Annotated in this window: 2 protein-coding genes; both read left to right on the top strand. The window is 37.5% G+C overall.

All coding sequences use genetic code 11. The features are described from left to right. The coding region (locus GSY74_RS00030; RefSeq protein ID WP_164663062.1) for a ribonuclease R family protein at positions 1 to 1,458 on the top strand (1,458 nt) is incomplete at its 5' end. A gap of 83 nt (positions 1,459 to 1,541) precedes the next feature. Further along, positions 1,542 to 3,557 (top strand): NAD-glutamate dehydrogenase domain-containing protein (locus GSY74_RS00025; RefSeq protein ID WP_164663061.1); only part of this gene is annotated, 2,016 nt, incomplete at its 3' end.

The following is a 3,557-nucleotide window of genomic DNA, read 5'->3' as shown; positions in this document are numbered from 1 at the left end:
TTTGGTCATCTAGCAGACCCAAAGGTTGATGAGAAGATTTCACTAGCACTATTTAACCGTGCTGACCTATTTGAAGAGGATTGTATCGCACAAGCAAAAGAGGTTGAGTCTGTTGTTACGGCTTATGAACATCCAAGCAGAGTCGATTTGCGTGAGTTGGATTTTTGTACTATTGACCCAGTGACGGCAAAAGATTTTGATGATGCTATCTATTTTGATATGGAGAGCTATACACTGTTTGTGGCGATTGCAGATGTGAGTCACTATGTAGATTACTTTAGCCCTATCGACATGGAAGCCAAGCAGAGAGGATTTACAACCTATCTACCTCATAAATCATTCCCTATGTTGCCACGGGAGCTTAGTGAGAATATCTGTTCGTTAAAACCTCATATGGATAGATTGGCATTTGTGGCGAAGATAGAATTGCACAAAGATACTCTACTTCCTATCAAAGAGGAGTTTTTTGAGGCAATTATCCACTCTAAGAGACGATTTAATTATGATGAGATAGATAGAATCATAGAGAGTGATGGGAAGTATATAGAGGCTGAAAATGAGAAGAGGATTTTACAATATCTTCTACCTTTGCAAAAAATTGCCAAAAAGCTGAGAAAAAAACGACTTAGCACAGGTTTTGACTTTAGAAGTGAAGAGATAAAGCTTAGTATAGATGCAAATCATGAACTAAAGAGTACACAGACAGAGACAGGTACGGCATCACACTCACTGATAGAGGAGTGTATGCTTTTGGCAAATCAAGCCTCTGCTAAACGATTTGAGTATGGAATTTTTAGAGTCCACCTGCCACCTCAACTATCCAAAATTGAGGAGTTACTAGAGGAGTTAAGTGCTATTGGTCTCTTTGTATCTAAATATGATGATAGTCCATCGCTGATGAGAGAGATTCAAAAAGAGGCAGACAGATTGGGTCTAGCTAGTGAAGTGGATTCTATGATTATCAAATCTCTAAAACAGGCTACATATGCAGCAGATAATGAGGGTCACTTTGGGCTTGGATTTAGCCACTATAGCCATTTCACCTCACCAATCCGTAGATACTCCGACCTCATCTTGCACCGTCTTATCAAGACTCAACTAAGAGATGATGAACAAGAGAGTGATTATCTATTGCGAAATATAGAGCCACTATGTGCTAGGGTCTCTGAATTAGAGAGAGAATCCACTAAAGCAGAGTGGGATTTTAGAGATAGGAAATTGGCGAGATGGGCAGAAAAATATATTGGCAAAGAGTTTAAAGCACATGTTGTGGAGGTTGGAGAGAATGCAAAAGCAGTACTTGAAGCTGAGATGGAAGGGGTTACTGTAAATCTTCGTGGGGACAATGTAATGCTATTTGAGACTGTGATTTTGAGAATTGAGAGTGTGAGTATCGCTATGGCTAAGATTCAAGGAGAGTTTGTGGCTAAAACTGAAAAAGAGGTGATGGAACTATAACACTATCAATCTTACATTTAAAAGAATCTTAGCTATAATTTCAAAAATATTTTTATAAAAGATATATAAGGAATAAGAATTAAATGACTAATGTACAAAAAAGAAAAGAAAAACCACAGCTTCTAGCTGATTATGACCTAATATTAGATGATAAAATAAAAGTGTTCCTCTCAACATCTAGCCCCTTTGTTGATATAGTAGATGACTCTGTAATCAAATTCTACTCAAATGAGAGGCTTACTCTATCTAAGTTATATCCTATTTTAGACTCTATGGGATTTGAGGTAGAGAAACAGGTTGCGTTTGAGATAGAGGGTATCTTTGTTACTAAGTTTACCCTGATAAATGCTGATACAAAGTTAATTGGGAAACATAGCAAACATATCGAGAGTGTCATTGCAGATGTTATTGATGGACGGATTCCTAGTGACTGTAAGATATTGGGTTTGGCTTATAAGGTAAACTTCTCGACAAGAGAGGTAGAGCTATTTAGGGCTTTAGCTAGGTATCAAGACCAACTTAATCCAGAGTATAATTTTACACAAATTGTTAATAGACTTATGACTAAGTATATCTGCTTTACAAAAAACTCTCTTGCCTATTTCAAAGCGAAGTTTGACCCTGCTATCAAAGATAGAAAAAGCAAAATAGAGAGTGCCAAGAAGAAGCTTTTGAGTTCTCTAAGGGATATTGAGAATATCAATGATGACAAGATGGCAAAGATGCTTCTTCTAATTTTGGAAAATATCGTCAGAACAAACTACTATCTTAAAAAAGATACTATATCATTTAAGATAGAGACAAAAAATATCAAACATCTACTAAAAGGAGTCCAACCAAACTTTGAGATGTTTGTCCACTCAAAAGATATTGCAGGGGTGCATCTGCGAACTGGTCTCGTTTGTCGTGGTGGACTTCGATGGTCGGAGAGATATTCGGATTATCGTGAAGAGGTCAAATCACTTATGAGAGCCCAAGAGGCAAAAAATGCTGTGATTGTACCAAATGGCTCCAAGGGTGGATTTATTATTAAACATTCCGAGAACATTACTATGGAGAGATTTACAGAGTGCTATAGTGCCTATATTGATGCTCTTTTGGATTTGGTTGATAATCAGAATGGAACGCTCAAAGATGATAGGGTTATAGCTTATGATAAAAAAGACCCATACTTTGTAGTTGCCGCCGACAAGGGAACAGCATCTATGAGTGATGTGGCAAATAGTATCGCCGTAGATAGAGGTTTCTGGATGAAGGACTCATTTGCTAGTGGTGGAGAGAATGGATACCATCATAAGAGGTTGGGTATTACTGCCAAAGGTTCGCTCAAAGCTACACATAGATTTTTTATAGAGAAGGGTGTTGATTTTTACAAAGAGCCTATCACTGTTGTTGGTGTCGGTTCTATGGGTGGAGATGTTTTTGGTAATGGTATGTTGGAGAGTAAGCATTTTAAGCTTGTAGGTGCAATCTCTGAAAAGGATATATTTATCGACCCAAATCCTGACCCACTTGTAGCATATAAGGAGAGAAAAAGACTTTTTGGGGCTAAAAATGCTCATTGGAGTGAATATAAAAAATTCTCAAAAGGTGGTGGTGTATTTTCACGAAACAGTAAATCTATTGAGTTGACATCTGAGATAAAAGAGCTTCTGGACTATCATCAAGATACCATTGGGGCAGATGAGTTGGCAAGAAGGATTCAGACACTAAAAGTGGATATGATTTATAATGGTGGAATCGGTACTTATATCAAGAGTACAGATGAGAGTAACCTAGAGATTGGGGACAAAGAGAACGAATTTGTGCGTGTTGATGCTAGTGAGCTTCGAGCTTTTACTCTATGTGAGGGGGCAAATCTCTCTATTACTCAAAAGGCTAGAATTGAGTATGCTCTAAATGGTGGAAAGATAAATTTAGACTCTATTGATAACTCAGCAGGGGTTGATACTAGTGACCATGAGGTAAACTTCAAAATTCTATTTAATATCTTGGAGAAGAGAGGACTACTTGAAAAAGAGCATACACTTCTAAAAGACTCTACAGAGTTTGTGGTCAATGCCGTGATTAATACCAACTATAGACAGGCTCTATCTATT

It is taken from the genome of Sulfurovum sp. bin170 (assembly GCF_010892395.1).
In the GTDB taxonomy this organism is placed as follows: Bacteria; Campylobacterota; Campylobacteria; order Campylobacterales; family Sulfurovaceae; genus UBA1140.
The sequence above is the reverse complement of the archived record's forward strand: the minus strand, read 5'-3'. Positions and strand labels throughout refer to the sequence as shown.